General features: G+C 49.7%; 12 protein-coding genes and 2 pseudogenes. 2 read left to right on the top strand and 12 right to left on the bottom strand.

Annotated elements, in window-relative coordinates; genetic code table 11:
• Positions 1 to 676 precede the first annotated feature (676 nt).
• The 5 genes and pseudogenes from NSU14_RS01800 to NSU14_RS01780 form a co-directional block, all read right to left on the bottom strand.
• Positions 677 to 990 (bottom strand): annotated as a pseudogene (locus tag NSU14_RS01800) (alcohol dehydrogenase catalytic domain-containing protein); the annotation flags it as partial.
• Positions 991 to 1,010: 20 nt separating this feature from the next.
• Positions 1,011 to 1,346, bottom strand: a pseudogene (locus tag NSU14_RS01795) (ArsR/SmtB family transcription factor).
• A gap of 250 nt (positions 1,347 to 1,596) precedes the next feature.
• Positions 1,597 to 2,721, bottom strand: a complete 1,125-nt coding sequence (locus tag NSU14_RS01790) for an Ig-like domain-containing protein (protein ID WP_336103404.1) — start codon at positions 2,719 to 2,721, stop codon at positions 1,597 to 1,599.
• A gap of 194 nt (positions 2,722 to 2,915) precedes the next feature.
• A complete protein-coding gene (locus tag NSU14_RS01785) occupies positions 2,916 to 4,193 on the bottom strand; it encodes a transcriptional regulator (RefSeq protein ID WP_340942383.1) in 1,278 nt (425 codons plus the stop codon).
• A 154-nt stretch (positions 4,194 to 4,347) separates the two neighbouring features.
• The gene (locus NSU14_RS01780; RefSeq protein ID WP_171720165.1) at positions 4,348 to 5,877 is read right to left on the bottom strand and encodes an extracellular solute-binding protein; all 1,530 of its coding nucleotides are present in this window, start codon (positions 5,875 to 5,877) and stop codon (positions 4,348 to 4,350) included.
• Positions 5,878 to 6,008: 131 nt separating this feature from the next.
• On the opposite strand from NSU14_RS01780, the gene NSU14_RS01775 reads away from it, so the two are divergent.
• Positions 6,009 to 8,402 carry an AraC family transcriptional regulator gene (locus NSU14_RS01775; protein ID WP_340942377.1) on the top strand — a complete coding sequence of 798 codons (2,394 nt, stop codon included), beginning with the start codon at positions 6,009 to 6,011 and terminating at the stop codon, positions 8,400 to 8,402.
• Here NSU14_RS01775 and NSU14_RS01770 read toward each other — a convergent pair.
• The 5 genes from NSU14_RS01770 to NSU14_RS01750 form a co-directional block, all read right to left on the bottom strand.
• The gene (locus NSU14_RS01770; protein WP_197074301.1) at positions 8,377 to 9,144 is read right to left on the bottom strand and encodes a hypothetical protein; all 768 of its coding nucleotides are present in this window, start codon (positions 9,142 to 9,144) and stop codon (positions 8,377 to 8,379) included. The two genes, NSU14_RS01775 and NSU14_RS01770, sit on opposite strands and share 26 nt — an antisense overlap.
• 192 nt (positions 9,145 to 9,336) lie before the next feature.
• Positions 9,337 to 11,166 carry an APC family permease gene (locus NSU14_RS01765; protein ID WP_171720171.1) on the bottom strand — a complete coding sequence of 610 codons (1,830 nt, stop codon included), beginning with the start codon at positions 11,164 to 11,166 and terminating at the stop codon, positions 9,337 to 9,339.
• 31 nt (positions 11,167 to 11,197) lie between these two features.
• A complete protein-coding gene (locus NSU14_RS01760; RefSeq protein WP_144026232.1) occupies positions 11,198 to 11,440 on the bottom strand; it encodes a hypothetical protein in 243 nt (80 codons plus the stop codon).
• A gap of 31 nt (positions 11,441 to 11,471) precedes the next feature.
• On the bottom strand, positions 11,472 to 13,010 hold the full coding sequence (locus NSU14_RS01755) for an extracellular solute-binding protein (RefSeq protein ID WP_336103403.1): 1,539 nt from the start codon (positions 13,008 to 13,010) through the stop codon (positions 11,472 to 11,474).
• A gap of 102 nt (positions 13,011 to 13,112) precedes the next feature.
• Positions 13,113 to 14,036, bottom strand: a complete 924-nt coding sequence (locus tag NSU14_RS01750) for an ABC transporter permease (protein ID WP_371916330.1) — start codon at positions 14,034 to 14,036, stop codon at positions 13,113 to 13,115.
• Between the two features lie 316 nt (positions 14,037 to 14,352).
• Between NSU14_RS01750 and NSU14_RS01745 the strand changes: the two genes are divergently transcribed.
• A complete protein-coding gene (locus NSU14_RS01745) occupies positions 14,353 to 15,243 on the top strand; it encodes a carbohydrate ABC transporter permease (protein WP_042139882.1) in 891 nt (296 codons plus the stop codon).
• A 111-nt stretch (positions 15,244 to 15,354) separates the two neighbouring features.
• Here the strand turns inward: NSU14_RS01745 and NSU14_RS01740 are convergent, their stop codons facing one another.
• Positions 15,355 to 17,604: a helix-turn-helix domain-containing protein gene (locus NSU14_RS01740; RefSeq protein WP_336103402.1), complete on the bottom strand. Its 2,250-nt coding sequence runs from the start codon at positions 17,602 to 17,604 to the stop codon at positions 15,355 to 15,357.
• A 241-nt stretch (positions 17,605 to 17,845) separates the two neighbouring features.
• Positions 17,846 to 18,265 (bottom strand): MarR family winged helix-turn-helix transcriptional regulator, encoded by a 420-nt coding sequence (locus NSU14_RS01735; protein ID WP_231575225.1) that lies wholly within the window; start codon positions 18,263 to 18,265, stop codon positions 17,846 to 17,848.
• Positions 18,266 to 18,329 lie beyond the last annotated feature (64 nt).

Here is an 18,329-nt window from a genome sequence, read left to right as displayed (position 1 = left end):
TAGATCGGCAGGGCTGGGGAGCGGCGGGGCTTGATTAAGAACTGGAAATAGTGTGATAAGGTCGGGGAGGAAGGAGCGCCGGAGTTATGATTAGAGCGGCAGAGGGGAACAGGAGGGGAGCAGGAGGGGAGCAAATCCAATATTACTCAAAAATCCTGCACCAAATACAACATTTCCCTCAATAAATTGGCCGAATTTCAAAATTGTTGTACAGAATGCAGCATTTCTCCTCCAACTGGCGGCACAGCGGGGAAATTCTTGTATTTCGTACAACAATCCTTCGGATTACCCGGATATCTGTGAACCAAAGTTGTAATTTGTACAACAATTTTGCGGTTACACAGTGAACTTGACTGTAATTCGCGCGCTTACCACCCTTTTCACCCTCTTCAAGTAACGAATCTACGTCACACTCAATCAGCAACCCGAGAATTTCTTCGACTGGGGCAGTTGTACAGCGGCACAATGGGGCGATGAGAATGCCGTCTGCCGTTTGCTTGTTGGATTAGATTCTTCACGCGTTGTATAGTACAGAGTCGTAAACCATACGAGGATACGGTTAAATGGTATTTAATTTCATTTTCTTGGGGACGGGTATATGAAATATTATGTTGTAGATGCATTTGCGGAGAAACTATTCGAAGGTAAGGCTGCCGGGCATCACGCGATATCATCTATGAACAGAAATATACTCGGCGAAGGTGCCGATCCTGCTTTTTCCGGGCTGGCCGTAGATTTCATCACCTACCCTGAATTTCTTCACCTTATCCCCACCTGGATAACCACACCCGAGAAATCATTTCCCAAAATAAGCGGCATCTCATATTTCAATAACATCCGCACTTTACCATCCCGGATTTTGAAGTCGATCGGATTTATACTTGCCGCATGGATTTCCGCGAGCACCTCATGCTCACCCGCTTCAGACACTGGACGTTCGGCTAACACCAGCGGGGTTTGTCCGTATTTTTCGATAACCATTGCTTTCATGATGGAACCTCCGCTTTTGTCTAATAAAACCGTTCAATGAACTCATCGAGATGGTTTACCGCATTTTTCAGCGTACCGAGGTTGATTCTGACATCCATAAAATAGTAATTCTTAGCCCCTTCCTCTCTAACCATATGATACCAGCCTCTCTTAGAATTCTAAGTTGATGGGACACCGCCGGACGCGACAGATGAGTCAGTTCCGTAACCTCGCCTACACGCAGGCCGTTCTTACAGGTAGTCTCCATAAGTGCTGTAATAATCGACTGGCGTGTATCATTCCCGATGGCCGGCAATATTTTCTGGCACATTTTGAAAATCTTCCTTGATTAACCGGACAGCTTGCTGCTTATCCATGTCACTCCCCCTCTCATCCCGCTCACCCGTTCAATAGAGTGAACCATTTGCTGATGAGTATGTCATACATGGATAAGCCCTGCAATATTGGGAAAGAAAATCAAGATCACGTGAAATTTTTTAGATAAAAACCAGCCAATTCAGCGGATTCCCTATGCAAATAGCGGCAGCCCAAGGATGTAATAAGGTCCTGGACTACCGCTATTTCGCGAATGCCTGTCGCTACAGATGCTTTTATATTCCTAACTCTTTAATTCTGGAAATGCGGATATTTCATCAAATCGTTCAAGAGGATGCCTGAAGCGTTCTTGAGTGCATCAACAGGGGATTGGAGGTTATCGTTCAAGACGGTTTTCCAAGCCTTGTACAATTCTGTCCGGGTAGCATCATAGGCAAAGAATCCTGAGAACTGGGATTTCTCCGCATCCGGGAGTTGTCCATAAATGAGTATGACACTATTAATCATATCCGGGTTCTTTCCGGCCACCGGGATTAAAGAAGCAGCAATATTGGTCCGCGTCTTGCTATCCGTCTCCTTGAAATTAGCGTTGATCAGAATCGAGAGCGCTTCTGAGTTCCCTTCAAACGTGCTAATCAGATAAGCAAGGCTGTATCTCAGATCCGCATCTGCTGAAGACATCAGCAAATTACCGAAAGCTTTCAGCGCTTTATCCGTCTTGAAGGATTTGAGTATCTCCAATGCTGCTGTCTGCGAAGCTTTGTCTGAATCGGCTTTGGAGAACAGGGCCGCAATGTCTTTGATATTGCCCTCAAGGTTATGGGCGGCGAAATCCTGCACCATACTTGCTGACCACGTTGGAGCTGCCTTTATAACCAGTGACTGTAAGCCCGCTAACAATTGCTGGCGGTCGATATTCATCAGCTTATCGCGTTGAGCGGCTTCATCCGCTGTCAGCTTGGCATAATCCTTCTTATATAAGGTCTGCAAGCCCTTGCGGATGTCGGTATCCAGCAGCACCATATCTTTGTAAACAACGGGTTTAGCCGATACATTAGCCGTACTGCCACTCTTGGCCGCTGCTGCTACTTGAATAACAATGCTTGCTTTGCCGCTGTACCCTTTCTGGGAGACCGTAGCAGTAACCGTCGCCTTGCCGGGTGCGATTCCAGTTACCACACCGGCAGCAGTGACCGATGCAATCTTTGCATTGCTGCTGGTAAAGAGATAGGCCACTTTGGCTGATGATTTCAGCTTTGTGGTCAGATCAGTTTTTGCCCCTGTGATCAACGAAATCGAGACTTCCGTGAATTTAGGATTTGCCGGTTTGACTGGCGCGGCATGTGCTGTACCTGCTACCAGATTAATAAGGACAATTAAGATTAATGGTAGAGCAAACAAGCGATGTTTCGACATTATAACTACTCCCTTGGTCAATTATGGTAAATTAGTTATAAGTATACCACGCATGACCCCTTTACCCTCTATGACAAAGGATATATACAGTTAAGCCCCGCCGCAGGCTTCTGTGTGGGGCTGGAATGGGCATGAAGAAGGACTTTGGAACTGTTGCCCCTTCAGCAGCTACGGTCTTTTTGTTCACCCCTTTATCATCCCGCACTGCTACCAGACTGCTTGAGGATCTTGGTCAATGCGCCGAGAATCTTATACTTTTCATCATTTATTCCCTGATACTTCTTAACCGATTTAGAGAGAAATTCCAAGCCGCTGTCATATTCCCCTTTAACCAGAAAATAATTGGCCAATTCCAGCAACAGATTCGCCTGCCGGTCCAACACTAATTTCCGGGAGTATCTCCCCTGGACCAGATCATTAACACTCTCTTCGATTTCCTGCTTAAACTGCTGCAAGGTATCGTCAACATTAAGGTTATATTTATTGGCGGCCTTCAGAATATATAATAATCCGGTTAGTCTTTCCTCCCGTTGCGAGTCGATATAGGCAGCATATTGCCCAATTAACGTAGAGTCCCCGCTCAGCAACCTGGTTAAACAAACATTAGCTTTGGACCACTCCATAAACAGGTTCTTCCAATGCTCTACCTCATCTCCCTGCTCCTTTACCCAACCTAGATCTGCATATGCATGGGTGTAGGCCAAGGCCTGCTCATAATCACCAAGCTCATCACACACATTAGCACGAAGCAGGTTACTGTACGCTATATAGAAAAACAAGGGTCTCCCGGGATGTTTGATGCGCTCGGAGGTTCTCCGTTGGGGGCGTTCCTTCATATCATATTGAATTCTGGCCTTATGGCCCATTTTGGCGGCAAATTCATCGACCTTGTCCCAGCGCTGCAAGGAACGGTATGTATTGGCAAGCTCTTTGAGTGCATCCAGCTGGTCCACTTCATCCAACCGCTCAACGAAGGGCTCGAACCGGTTAGCTATCCGCAGGTTCTTGTCTTGATCATCACTGATTGAAATCATAAATAACCTATACTGGCATAGCGCCAGCCGTTCGGAATGCTGGAAGCGTTCGCCTTCGGCAACAATCTCATAGATTGCGGCGGCTGCCTCCATTTTCCCGGCAGTGAACAGTTCCTCCGCCGTATCAAACAACAGGGGAGCGTACATCAGGTTGTCCATAATATGGCGGGCGATTCTCTGAATGCTGTCCAGCTTGTCCAGATCTGCACAGCGGAGCAGCAGCGGGCCAATTCTGCGCCAGTCTGAAGAACCTTCGATAATATAATTATCGATATACAAGTCATAGAAGAAGCCTTCCTCCCGCCCCATCGCCCGGGTGATCCGGTCAAGCTGCTGCATCGCAATGGGCCGGTGCCCATGAACGATATTACTGAGTGTCCCGGAATGAAGCTGGGAATGCCTGGCGAATTGGGTTATCGTCAAAGCTTCTCTTTTCAAGTAATCTTCCAGTTCTGATAATATCGTGTTCATTGCCCTCAATTCATAACCACCTTTCTAACCATATTTGTGATAACTGATAATACCTTATTCGTTATACAAAATATACCAGTTAGAATTAGGGTGGACAAGCTTAAATATGTACTTTTACCAATTATTCCTCACTAGCCCGCGCCTTCGCCTCCGCCTCCGTATATTCCTGGATGATCATACTGCCGCCGCTGGTCTGCCATTTCTCAACCTCTCCGGCGAATCCGTCCGCATCGATATTGCCCAGAATATAATTGTAGGTAGCATCTACGATAATGGCCGACAGCTCGGCGTTCTTCTCATCATAGGTAGCGGAGGTTAAACGTACTGCCGGGTCATCGACCAGAAACTGCTCATTATCCTGGCTTAGCTGGTCGGCAAGGGCCGTCAGCTGCTCCTTCTGCGCGACCTCCATAATGTTCTTGTTACCGATATCGGCAATCATCAGGGAATAGAGCGGATTCACCTCAAATACACGCAGCTGGGAGGTTTCCTCTGGAAGGATCACCTTCCCCTCCCCATCGAGCTGATAATGCCGGCCCTCGAAGCCGTACACCATCAGGTTGGCTACATCCTTATCCATCGTGCGGTCAAAGAACCCCAGCACCTGCTTCAGTTCCTGCTCTGTGGCAATGGCTTTTTTGGAGAAAAGATACAGGCCGTTGTACTTGGGAATCGACCATACCTTGTACCCGTCCGGCCCCTTAATCCGGTTAATCAGAGTAAGCTCCGCCTGGGGATTAATTGCCTTGGCCTCAATCGACAGCCGCTGCACGTCTGTCATGCTCCCGATGAATATCCCTGCCGTCCCGCGGATGAACTTATCCCGCTGTACATCCTTGCTCGTCAGGGCGAAATCCTGGTTGATAATCCCCTCGTTATATAATTTGCGCATGAAATTCATCGTGTCCATGTATTCAGAGGTGGCGAATTCCGGAATAAACCGGTTGTTCTCAATCTTCCAGTTATTCGGCGTGCCGAAATAGGAGCTTAACGTCTTAAATACCCCGTACACCAGGTCATTGCGGTCTACCAGTCCGAGGGTATCGGCTTTGCCGTTCCCGTCCGGATCATTATAGGTGAACTGCTTCATCACCTCGTACAGCTCATCCAGTGTCCCCGGCGGGCTCAGGTGCAGATGCTCCAGCCAGTCCTTACGGATAATAATTCCCTGCCTGGAAGCAGGTCTTTCCGTATAGAGGCCATAAATCCCTCCGTCCACCGTGGTCTGCTTAAGGATAGAAGCATCCAGCTGGCGCAGATTCGGGAACTCCTCCAAGTACGGTCCAATCTCCCAAAAAGCGTCGGAACGGATCATATTCTTGACCGGATTATAATCGGTGAATTTCACAAATGTAACTTTGCCGAGGGCACCGGTGGTCAGCGCCGTATTCATTTTGTCCGTGTACACGCCCTCCGGCACCCAGGTAATATTCAGCTGCGTCCCGGTCAGTCTCTCAATCTCGGCGATAAGATCCTTGGAAGGGGTCTGCGGGAAATGCAGCGGCGCAAGAATTGAGATGGACGGCTTCTCTCCGGCAGTATCTGAAAGGGAAGATTGCCCCTCACTGCAAGCACTTAATAAACCGAACGAGAGTAGTAGAATAGAGCAGCATATAAGAGTCACCTGCCTGCCTGCCAATCCTTTGAACATTTCATAACCTCCTAAAATCGAAATATTTATATACAATAAGGCCCTATTTATTGAATAATTTAGCATGTGTAGTGATTATTAGAGAAAATGATTATTGCGGCACCAGATGATTATTGTTATTATCCTTCGTGATGCATACACTTAAAGCAGTGATTACGACTACTCATAAAAAGGTGCTGAATCTAGTGAAATCCTTAAGCTTTCTAAGTAAATTAACGATGTTCGCGTTTGCAATCAGCATCCTGCCGGTGCTGTTCATTGGTTCTTTCTCTTATTTCACATCCTCCAAGGAAATTCAAAAAAATGTTAACGAAAGCAAAATGGAACTTATTTTACAAATTACCTCAAATGTAGAACATAAGCTTACCACTGTCAACCAGACCTTGAACCAGGTAGTGAACTCTTCTGTGCTGAAAAAAGCGCTCAATAATCCGCTAAATGTAACCGATTTCATTTTATATAATGACATAAGAAACGAAATCCGCAACATGCAATCTTTCGATACGAAGCTGGAGGATGTCATTCTATTAAATCAGCGGCAGAACTGGATGATCAAGAATTCCGGGCTCTACCGCCTGAATGAATACCAGAATTACGAGCAGCTCACGAACCTGATGAATATTCAAGGCACATCGTCCTGGGTGCTGAATCCCTCCTCCCTGTTCTACAGCGAAGAGAGTATTAACGTTACCGGGTGCAATTACAGCATCAGCCTGATTAAGAAGCTCCCGACCACCAAGCTCCAGAAATACGGGCTCGCTATGGCCAATATTCCCGCCTGCAGTCTCCAGGACTTCATCAACTCCGATGTGCAGCCGCTGGACAGCATTATTATGCTGGACGAATCCGGACGGATTCTGCTCCATCCTGACCGTACCCTGATCGGCCAGCCCGCCGAAGCAGGGGGATTCACGGGCTTCCAGCGGATTGCCGCAGCAGCCGAGCCCTCAGGGCAATTCAAGACCGAAATCAACAAAGAAGATTATTCCATAACCTATATGCGCTCCCAGCTCAACGGCTGGATCTACCTGTCGGTAACTTCCATTGAGAGTCTGACCCGCGAATCCGGCAAAATCGGCACCTATACGGTATTTGTCTGTACGTTCATGCTGCTGCTGTCTGTGCTGCTGGCGTGGCTGGGCTCCCGGCGTATGTACACTCCGATCGAACGGCTGCTTAATCAGATGGGGCAACGCCGCCCAAGCCTGCGGGCCAGGCATACGGATGAATTCCAGCTCATCGGCGAGCAGGTGCATTCCCTGTTCCAATCCAAATCCCAGCTGGAGAAAGAGGTCAGCCAGCACATCGGGCAGGTGCGGACCTTCTTCCTGATTCAGGCCTTTCAGGGCAATCTGAGGAAACGTGAGCTGCTGGAGGAACTGGAGCAATACGGGTACCGCAAGCAGGTGGAGGAATGGAAGACGATGGCTGTCATTACGCTGAGCATCGACTTCTCCGAGGAGAACAGCTATGAGAAAAAGGATCTCAATCTGCTGTTATTTGCGGCGCATAATATGATTGAGGAATTGGTATCGGCGGATAACAGGCTGACCCCTGTGATGATGGGGCATGCCCTGGCGACCGTAATTGGCAGCAGTGACGGCAATACGGAATCTTTTCACCGTACGCTCTATGCCTTGACGGAGAAGCTGCAGCAGGAGATTAATAATTACCTGAAGCTGCAGGTCAGCATCGGGCTTAGTCTGCCGTTCCACTCTTTTGATAAAATGTCCATTGCCTACAGGGAAGGCCTGGAAGCCTTGAAGCACCGGATCACGCTCGGCAAAGGCATCATCATCCAGTACGAGAACATTAACTCCGGCAAGCATTATCTCAATCTGAACTACCCTACCCATACCGAAAATGACCTGATGGATGCCATCAAGCTGGCTGACAGCGACAAAGCGAAGGAACTGCTGCATAAGCTTTTCAAGTGTATTTTTGCGCTAGGGCTCTCACCGCAGGAATACCAGATTCCGCTGACACGGCTGCTGAACAATACGCTCATTATGATGCAGGAATCGGGGATTACGCTGAATCAGATCTATCATGCCAATGGTTCATTGTTCGAAGAGCTGACCGATCTGCATATTGTTGCGGAGATTGAAGACTGGTTCTGGACCATCGTCATCCAGCCGGTCATCGTCATCTTCCACAGCAGGCAGAATGCCCAGTATCATAACATCTCCGAGAAGCTGATCGACATCGTCCAGCATGAGTATGACAAGGATCTGACGCTGGAGGAATGTGCTTCCCGGCTGCATTATAACGCCAACTATATCAGCAGTGTGTTCCGTAAGGAGACCCAGTATTACTTCAGTGACTACCTTACAATGTATCGCTTCAAAATGGCCAAGAAATGGCTGGAGGAAACCGATATGCCGGTGAAGGATATCGCCTCACGCCTCAGATACAACAACTCGCAGAACTTCATCCGCTCGTTCCGCAAGCAGGAAGGGATGACCCCCGGCCAGTACCGCGACAACTTCAGCTCGAAGCCTAAGGCTGTGCCCGATGATTATTAAGCGCAGGGTCCTCAGGCGCGGATTTGAGCTTGCGTGATTTTCTTGACCGGATAAAGAACGTTATAAGTACGGCCAGAATCAGCAGGAGGCCGCCGCCAGCGATGGCAATATTCCTGATATCCGGCACGTATACAGCCAGACGCAGGGGCTCGGAATCCGCAAGTGAAATATGCCAGGTTAAGGTATTGCCGTCTTGTTCCGCCGCATTATTAGGCCCGTACAGATCATAGGGAATCGTTAATTTGAAATCCACGGAGAAGGTCCCCATCAGCAGCCGCACAAGGGATTTAGGTACGCTTAAGCTGCCGATGCCATCAATAATTTCATCCGAATAAGCGTTCAGCTTAGGCTGGGCCACTACATCGTAACGGGTATACAGCCATCTGTCTGTCTGTCCGACCTCCGCCTCCACAATATCAAGGCTGCTGCCGCTGGACTGCAGCTCCTCGATCGAAGCATAGGATTTCCGAAACTGATATTCTGTGGATTTGCCCTTTGCCGTTTTGTTCAGCTCAATCCCTGCGGCCGCAAGCCGCGTGGTCAGGAGCTCCTCTATTTTACCGCTGACCAGCTTCTCCGCCCGGGAATCCAGCAGCAGGCTGAAGGCCAGATCGAGAGAACCGTTCTTCTTCACCGTCATATGGGCCGTTCCCTGCGCGCAGCCCGTGAGCAGCAGCACAAGCATCATCATCATTAGCACTGTCTTAACTTTGAATCCGTTCAAGCCTCGTACTTTCAACAACTGTCCCTCCATCCGCTGCCTGTTGCTATTGCTTAACCGAACCTGCCCGAGGCGAATCTCCTATCATCCGGAAGGTCACAGTTTAGCTTACCATATGCTCCTGTTGGGAGAAAAGCAAGATTAGCCTCAAGCTTATAAAACCCCCAGCCACCGGTTATCCGTGGCTGGGGGCTTTTTGCGTGCATCACGCAGTTATTTTTTCAAATGATAAGGCACAGTAGTAATAATTACATTTCTGCGGTACAGCAGATGCGCGCGGATCAGCAGGCTGGATTGGTTATGCAGGATGTTATGCCAGCCTTTCTTCGGAATGAATTGCGGAACGATTACAGTAACCTGATAATTCGATTCGCTTGCTTTGCGCTGGACGGTATCGATGAACTTCGTCAGCGGATGAATGATGCTGCGGTATGGCGAATACAGCGTCACCAGCCGCACCTCGGGATGGAATTTCTTCCACTTCTCTTCGAATATGGCGTCATCCTCCCGCTCAAACGGAATGTGGACCGCAATAATCTGTTCGGCACCCAGCGACTTGGCATACCGCAGGGAGTTCTCCACTACATGCGTAATTCCGGCCACCGGCAGAATAATGATATTCCCTTCGATCGCCAGCGGCGGTTCGCCGCAGGTGGTGATCCGCAGCTGATCCGCCACCGATTCATAATGCTTGTGGATGCGGTAGAAGAACAGGATAATCAGCGGCAGGAAGACCAGCACCGGCCAGATTTGCGGGAATTTGGTCAGGAAGAACATAATGGTTACGATGAAGCTGATGAGCGCTCCGATCGTATTGATGATCAGCTTGGGCAGCCAGCCCTCCGGCTTATGCCGGATCCATTTGACCATCATCCCGGTCTGCGAGAGCGTGAACGGAATAAATACCCCTACCGCATACAGCGGAATCAGATGCTCAGTCCGTCCCTCGAAGGCAATGATCAGAATGATCGACAGGATACCGAGGCTGAGAATCCCGTTAGAATAACCCAGCCGGTCGCCGCGGACCGTGAACATCCGGGGAATGAATTTATCCTTGGCCAGATTCACCGCCAGCAGCGGAAACGCGGAATATCCGGTATTGGCGGCCAGAACCAGAATCAGTGCCGTGGTCCCCTGAACGAAGAAATACATGAAGTTCCGGCCGAAGACCTGCTCGGCAATATCGGAAACCACCGTGACCTCTTCACGCGGGGCAATCCCGTAATAATAAGCCAGGAAGACAATCCCTGAGAATAACAGCGCCAGCAATATCCCCATCGCAGCAAGTGTCTTGGCTGCATTGTTTGGTGCCGGAGCCCTGAAGTTCGGTATGGCGTTCGATATGGCCTCTACCCCTGTCAGCGCCGAGCTCCCGGAAGAGAATGCCCGGAGCAGCAGGAACAAGCTCACTCCAGCCACCGGTGTACCCAGTGAGGTATGCAGCTCGGCAGGCACATTGCCGGTCACAATGTTGAACAAGCCAAGACCGATCATGATAAACATGGCAAGGACGAACAGATAGACCGGATAGGCCAGGAAGGACGCCGATTCGGTGACCCCCCGCAAATTCAGTGTCGTAATCAGAAGGACGAAGATGATGGCAATAATCACATTATAAGGATGAAGACTAGGGAAAGCTGAAGTGATGGCATCTGTTCCGGCCGATACACTTACCGCCACGGTCAATATATAGTCCACGAGCAGTGAGCCTCCGGCCACGAGACCCGGATACTTGCCCAGGTTCTCTTTGGATACCACATAGGCGCCGCCACCTTGGGGATAAGCAAAAATAATCTGCCTGTAGGAAAGTATCAGCGCCAGCAGCAGCACGAGTACCCCTACAGCGATAGGAATGGAATACCAGAAGGCTGCTGCACTAATCGTAATCAGCACCAGCAGAATCTGCTCTGGACCGTAAGCAACCGAAGACAAGGCATCCGAGGATAGAATGGCAAGAGCTTTGGTTTTGTTTAATTTCTGTTCGCCCAGTTGATCCGACTTCAGCGGCCGTCCAATCAGGAATCTTTTTACCGAAGACATCATCTCAGCTCACCGACTTTTTTTTAAAGTTATATTACCCTTGGCGCTCAATTATAATCTGGCCTATAACTGGATGGAGACATTTGCTGCGCCGCCTGGTTAATACCTTAATCCTTTTATAACATTCTGTATAGGTGCAGATACCATAGACATTTCCGGTTTTTAAGAATACAATCTGCATATTTTCTCTATTAACTGCACATACTTCCGAAACCACGCTTACCCCTGCTGCCAAAACCACGGCAAAAAGACGAAGCAGGCATTCCGCTTCGTCCATTGTTGCTCCTATCCGCTTTTATTTTCAACAATCAGCCGTTTACAGCTTTAAAAGCGGCTTCATATTCGGAGATGATGGCATCGCCGCCGGATTTACGCCATTTTTCAACCTCCTGCTTAAATCCGCCGAGATCAATTTTTTCAAGAATGAACTTATACGTTGCATCTGTAATGATCTTCTGCAGCTCAGATCCCTCCGAGGAGAAGGTAGGGGATTCAAGGGAATACATCGGATTAAGCACTGCATACTTTTCGTTCTCAAGAATCAGACGGGCCGCTTCTGTCCGGAGCGGATCGGCATCATGAATAGTATAACCGGGCTCCTTAGGACGCGAGGAAGAGAACGGCTGCACTTCCTGCTGCCACAGCTCTGTATTCGTTATAGTCACTGCTTTGTCTGCATCAATCGTGTAATGCACACCTTCGATTCCGTAAGTCATCAGCGCAAATACTTCCTCCGACATGATATCATTAACAAATTGCAGAATTTGCTTGAGCTCCGCTTCATCCTTGACTTCCGATTTAGGGAAGGAGAGCAGGCCGCCGACGCCGTTGCTTGAGCTCCAGATGGCCCGGTCAGCCTCATTGCCGGTGGAAGTAATATTGTTCACCATCACAAGTTCCATTTGATCCTGAATGCCTTTGGCCAGATTAAGCAGGTTCTTGCTATCAAAGAGCGCTCCGACATAAATCCCCGCCTTCCCCTGGGCGAAGCCCTGCTGCTGGTCCGTCTTGGCCGTTACTGCAAAATCCTGATTGATGTAACCGCCCTTGTACAGCTCCTTCATGTATTCCATCGCCTTAACATAGCCCTCAGACTCGAACTCCGGCGTAACTTTACCGCTATCATCCACATCCCAGCTGCTCGGAGTCCCGAAATAGGAGCCCAGCGTTTTGAATGCACCGAATACCAGATCGCTCCGGTCAATGAAGCCCGTTGTATCTTTCGAACCATTCCCATCCGGGTCTTCTTCTGTAAACGCTTTCGCTACTTGCATTAATTCATCTGTTGTTTGGGGTACCTGGAGTCCGAGCTTATCCAGCCAGTCCTTGCGGAGAATAACGCCGTTTCTGGCAATATCCTTCACCATCGGGATACCGTACAGCTTACCTTCTATTGAAGCTGAGGTTCGCATATCCTGCGAGATCGCTGCGAGATTAGGGAATTCATCCAGGTAAGGACCGACATCCCAGAATACACCGGCCTTCAAGGCATTGCGCACCGAGGAATTCTCCAAAAGCGTAAGTGTGACGATATCCGCAAGTGAATCGGAAGCAAGCGCCGTATTGATCCGTTCCTCTTTGGAGGCGTCCGGGACCCAGGAGAAATCAAGCTCGGTATTCGTTATCTCCTCGATTTTATTGAGCACGGTATCGGTCGGCGGCGTGGTGGAATGGAGAATGTTCATCCAGCTGATTTTTGTCTTTGCTACGGGTGCCGCCTTCCCGGCTTCATTCCCGGCTGTATTTGCAGCCTGCCCCGAATTTGCCGGCTCCTTGTTGCCGCATGCACTCAGTACCAGAGCCCCGCTAACAGCAAGCACTGCTAATTTGCTAACTTTTTTGTTCATACCTTTTCCCCTTTTCGGATTGTTGGACTAGCCTGTATCTTCCTCTCCCCCGCTAACGGGGAGCAAGAATTCATCGTTTGCATTACAGTGAGGTACACCTAATCAGTAAACTCCGTCTTCGCCCATCTTTTTGGCCAGCTTGTTCGACAGCATGACGAGAATCAGACCAACAACCCCTTTGAACAGGCCAACGGTTGTACTGAAGCTGAGTTGACCGTTCTTCAGACCGGCGGTGTAAATATAGGTATCAAAGATTTCCCCCACTTCACGGTTCAGAGAGTTGATCAGCAGATACATATGCTCAAAGCCAAGATCCAGCGTATGCCCGATTTTGAGGATTAGCAGGGTGATGATTACCGGACGGATCGCCGGCAGCGTGACATGCCACGTTTTGCGCAGCCTTCCCGCCCCGTCCATTTCTGCTGCTTCGTATAACTGGGTGTCTACTACCGTAATCGCCGCCAGATAGATGATGGTCGACCAGCCCAGCTCTTTCCAGATAATCTGTCCGATATAGATGACGCGCAGCCACTCCGGGGAAGTAAGGAAGCTGATCTTCTGGCCGCCGAGTGCGGCAATAGCCTCGTTAAGCACCCCGCCGTCCACATTCATGAATACATAGGAGATGGATACGATAATTACCCATGACAGGAAATGCGGAATATAAATGATCGTCTGCACCACATTCTTGAACATCTTGCTGCGGACCTCATTCAGCATCAGCGAGAGTATAATCGGCAGGGGGAAAAAGATCACCAAATTCAGCGCAAACAGGATCAGTGTATTCCTGAGCAGCATAAGGAAGGTTGGCTCCGTGAACAGGCGGACAAAATGCTTAAATCCGACCCACGGGCTTCCTCCAATGCCAAGGTACGGCTGATAATCCTGAAAGGAGATCACCAGTCCGCCCATCGGCAGGTACTTAAAGATTACAAAATACACAAACCCCGGCAGGATCATCAGATATAACAGCTTGTTTCTTTTTAGACTCAGCAGACTGTGTCCGCTCCGCTTCTTCCTTGCCATTGACGGGTTTGATTCCATCACGGCGATATTTGCTTCCTTCACCAGCTCGGCCTCCTTGAACGCGTTTCTTTACGCCTCAAGCTTAAGATTGTTAGCGGATTACGTATATAATCATTACCTACTCTGACCGGTTAAACCGCGCCGCTGCAAGCTTTGCCGGAGCATCACCCCTTGCAGGGATACCCATCGTGGATAAAGATTATAGCCTGCTGCTCCCCCTATTCTGCCCTCCGGCAAAGCCGTAGCTAATGATTATATACGGAATGAATCGGCCTTGTTACAGTGTCATTGAAACGATTACAAGGAGGATAACCGCATGGCGCAATCTACATCATCATTCAAAAAAGAAACGGTGGGCGGCCGACTGTTCACCATCGTCAATACCACCCTGCTGGCACTCATTGCCCTGATCTGCCTTTTTCCCTTTATTAATGTTTTTGCCAGCTCCTTTGCTTCGACCCAGGAGGTTGTGGAGAAGAAGTTCGTCTTGTTCCCTGCCACCTTCTCATTGGATGCTTACCGTTTCATCCTGTCTACCCCTACTATTTTTAGAGGCCTCGGCGTGTCTATCGGGGTCACGGCCGCCGGAACGGTATTCAGTATGATTCTTACCACACTGATGGCTTATGGCTTATCCCGCAAATATCTGGCAGGCAGAGATTTCATTAACTTCGTAGTGGTCTTCTCCATGCTGTTCAGCGGAGGAATGATTCCAACCTTTCTGGTGGTCAAAATGTTCGGGCTGATCGACACCTACGGGTCCATGATTATCCCGTCAGCGGTCAACGCCTTCAATCTGATCATTATGCGCAACTTCTTCCAGGCGCTGCCGGAAGGACTGGAGGAATCGGCCAAGATCGACGGCTCCAATGATTTTGGTGTACTCTTTAAAATCATGCTGCCGCTGGCGCTGCCTTCCATTGCTACCCTGTCCTTATTCTACGGCGTGGCCTATTGGAACACGTATATGACTGCTGTCCTGTACATCAATGATTCGGTCAAGTGGCCGATTCAGGTGCTGCTGCGCCAGATTGTTATCGTGTCCAGCGGGATGCAGGGGGACAACGCCTCAGTGGATATTGTGCCGCCGGCCCAGACGATTAAAATGGCCGTGATTGTAGTCGCTACTGTGCCTATGCTGGCAGCCTACCCGTTTGTGCAAAAGCACTTCACCAAAGGTGCCATGCTGGGAGCGGTCAAAGGCTGACCAGCCCGGGCTCAAGTTATGGCCAGAGTATATAGAGGCTTACCTTGCCGGATAAACGAAACAGCCAGCCCTCTTCACCGGGGGCTGGCTGTTTGCTGTCCGTAGGCCTTGTTATTTCTCCTGCTTCATCGCCCGGTAAGCACCCGGGGTGACATGCTCCTTCTTGCGGAAGGAGCGGATGAAGTTCTGCGGATTATGATACTGGAGACGTTCGCCGATCTCTTTGACCGTCATATCGCTTTCTGCCAGCCATTTCTTGGCCGTCTCCAGCCGGTAGCCCATCAGATATTCGCTGAAGGTCATCCCGAACTCCTTCTTGAAGATACTGCTCAAGTAGTTCGGGCTGTAATGCAGGCGCTCGCCGATCAGCTCAAGTGACAGCTCCTGATCATATTCCGTCCGTACGATACCCGCAATCTGGTCAGACAGGCCGCGGAACTGGCGGGTGGTCTTCTCCTTCATGCAGGTTACCATCGGGTGAATAACCTCTTTCACCAGGATGCGTTCAATCTCTTCCGGATTGCGGATATCCAGCAGCCGGTGGTACAGGGCGTAATTATCCTGGGTCAGCAGCACCTCTACACCGATCAGCTGTTCCAGCTGAATCAGGTTGTTCACGAAGCGGATCAGGGTAACCTCGAAGTTGAGCGGGTTCTTGCTGTGCTTCATCATCTCCCCGAGCAGCGGATAGAGTGAACGGGATACACGTTCTTCATCACCAAGGCGGATCGCATCGAATAGCTGCGATTCCAGCTCCGAAGGGTAATGCAGCAGCACCGGGCCTGAAATCACCTGCGAGATATCCTCATAAAAGATAATCGATTCCTTCCCCAGATTCAGCCGGTGATGCAGCGCCTGCTTGCTCATCTCGCAGGCTTCCCTGCTGCCGGTCAGGTCGGTGTAGAACCGGCTGATGCCGACGCTGACCGAGAGCTTGAGCAGGTCCCTCACGGTCTTGATGATCCGCTTGGCATCCTCCAGGACCTGCTTGCGGTTCTCCTGCTCGCTTGCACCCTCAAAGACCAGGATCGTTGCCTGCGTCTTGTCATTGAGCAGAATCGGAATCATTCTCCGCGAAGCCGGAACCAGCTCTTCCACCAGCTTGTTCACGGCAACAAGCAGCAGATTCTTATCGTTGGCCTGACGTTCCCCGTAATTATCGAGCTGGATCAGCATCGTGGCGAAATGCGTATGCTCCGTAAGCGAATACCCGAAGCGGGCCATATTATGCTCCAGCTCTTCCGCCGACATGCTGCCCCGGAACAGGTTCAGGATACACTGGGTTTCCAGCTGCGGCATCTCCTGCTCCAGCAGCCCCTCCAGACTCTCTTTCTCCGACAGGATCGTATCAATCGACGTAATAATCCAATCAATCTCATCCTTGGGGGCGGGCTGGCCCTCCCCGGCGAGCTTCCGCTGGATCTTCTGGATACGCCTGGTGAAATGAAGTGCCGTACTATAAGCTACAGCCACAATCAGCAGCGTAATCATCAGGATCATCATAATCAGGCCGAACCTTGTAGCCTTCAGCGCATCCGAGATCTCCTTCTGTTCCAGCAGCGTCACATAGATCCAATTGTTATAGGAAGACTTCGCATAGATGGCTTTAATCTTCTGATGATTAGCCCTCTCCAGCGGCACAATGCCCGCCGGTCCGCCGGTACCTGCAAGCTTCGTAACCCGGCTGAGCTGTTCTTCGGTCAACAGATTCTCTCCCGATGCCGGGTCCGGTTCATAGAGTGTATCCCCTTGCCTGTTCAGCAGAAATACAGGCGTGTTGTCTTCCGTCTGCAGAGTACGCCGGAGCGACTGAAGTGAGATATCGGATAAAGCAATCGCCTGCTTCGTCTGGGAGAAGACCGGCAGCGTGTTCACAAAACGGATGCCCTTATCAGTCTTGATCCAGAAGAGCGACTGCTTTTGATTATCGATATAACTCTCGTACAGGCTCTTCCGGTCTTCGCCGTTTAAATAGGTAAGCCGCCCATTGGAGATCTGCCAATTCTGCTCCAGGCTGATCAGTGAATACTCCACACCGTCCATCCCCAGGGAGGCAATATAATTCAACTGTGTGTTGACATTGCGGTATGCCTGAAAGTCTGATTCAGTAATCGGATTCCGGATGACTTCGCTGAAGGAATTCGTAGTGCTGTACGTATTGAAGGCATATTCAATGGTTTCAATTTTTTGCTCAAGCGTATTCTTAATCTGGTTAATCAGGCTCTTCTTGCCGTCTGCGACCCGCTCGATAACAGAATGGTTGGTTGTCATATAAATATAACTGCCGAAGCTGATGACCAGGCCGATGCCAAGCACCAGAATAGGAATGAAAATCTTATAAAACATCCTGCCCTTTTTCATAGATAGGCTCCTTCAAATATGTAATCATTTTCAATTATAGCGCTTTCATATCTTGAATTCCAAGAAATTTTAACGTGTGCATTTTCTCTGCTGCAACTAGCCGAATGTACACCTCCCAGGACTGGATTCATTCGCAGGCAACACAAACAGGCCCGCCGGAAGCCTCCGGGGGACCCTTGGATTAACGCCATTCTAACCGTGACAAACCGTGAATCTGCCTGGACGCCCCGTAGCAGTAATCTTAGAGCCAATCCTCTGTAAGCAGCTTCCGCAATACCTCCATCTGATCCTTGCCGATCCGGGCCGCTATCTCAGACTCAATATCCTGCTTGATCTCCAGCATACTCCTGCACACCTCAGCCCCCCGCGGAGTAAGCACGATATGCTTGTCCCGGCTGTTCCCCTCTACAATGGCCGTGTCCACATACCCTCCAGCCAGCAGATTGTTGATCGTTTTCTGCGTCCCCTGGCGGGAAATGCTGATCAGCCTGCTAATCTCCGAAATGGACAGCATGACATGCAGCTCAAGCATTGCAAGAATATGTGTTTCGGTCTTATTGAGCTTCTCCCCGCTCGCCATATTCACCCTGTCCCGCAGAACCTTGTGCTTCTCGCTGATTAAATCGACCAGGTTCAAACCAAGGATATACTCTTTCATCATTAAGGCCTCCAATCTATACATGCAATTTAGCGTAAAATCTAATTTTATGAGCTGAGCTTAAGTT

It is taken from the genome of Paenibacillus sp. FSL R10-2771 (genome assembly GCF_038000205.1).
Taxonomy (GTDB): Bacteria; Bacillota; Bacilli; order Paenibacillales; family Paenibacillaceae; genus Paenibacillus_AQ; species Paenibacillus_AQ phytohabitans.
The sequence above is the reverse complement of the archived record's forward strand: the minus strand, read 5'-3'. Positions and strand labels throughout refer to the sequence as shown.